The organism is Mesorhizobium sp. PL10 (assembly GCF_053714315.1).
In genome coordinates, this window is record NZ_JBSKBR010000166.1 from 1 (window position 1) to 763 (window position 763).

The window sequence follows — 763 nt, forward strand, 5'->3', positions numbered from 1 at the left end:
CCCATGGTTGGCACAACGGCAATCCGTAGGCCCTCGCGGCGCCACGCGGCAACGATGCTGCGCAATTCTGAGACGATCCGGACGATCGCGGTGCTCATGCGCCTTCTCCTCCACTGACTGGGTCCGGCTCACGGCCGAAGACGTGATCGGCGGCCGGAAAGCAGCGCTCGCGCACCTCGTGTGCGTATGCCGCGATCGCTGCCTCGGCGTCCTTTCCCAGCTCTGCATAGCGTTTGACAAATCTTGGCCGAAAAGCGCCAAACAAGCCCAGCATGTCATCGACAACCAAGATTTGACCGTCGCAGGCCGGCGATGCACCGATACCGATTGTGGGTATCGCAATTTCCTGTGTAATCAGCCGAGCAAGAGCTTCCGGTATCTTCTCCAGTACGACGGCGAATGCGCCAGCCTCGGCCACCGCCGTTGCATCGCGCAGGATCCGTTCGGCATCCTCGCCTCGTCCCTGAATGTGATACCCGCCAAAAGCATTGACTGCCTGCGGCGTCAGGCCGACATGGCCCATCACGGGTATGCCACGCGCGGTCAAAAACCGTATTGTCTCAGCGACGCTTTCGCCGCCTTCGAGCTTTACTCCCGCAGCGCCGGTTTCGGCCATTACATGGGCCGCGTTGCGGAAGGCCTGCGCGGGGCTTTCCTCGTAAGAGCCAAAGGGCATGTCGACGACCATCAGGGCGCTATGAAGTCCGCGCCGCACCGCCTTACCGTGCAGGATCATCATTTCGAGCGTGACGCCAACAGTGGA

The 763-nt window shown here is 61.6% G+C and carries 1 protein-coding gene; it reads right to left on the minus strand.

Annotated features, from left to right (window positions below):
• Nucleotides 1–94 precede the first annotated feature (94 nt).
• A partial coding sequence (gene panB, locus ACWGTO_RS33675; protein ID WP_454578979.1) for a 3-methyl-2-oxobutanoate hydroxymethyltransferase occupies nt 95–763 on the minus strand: 669 nt, incomplete at its 5' end.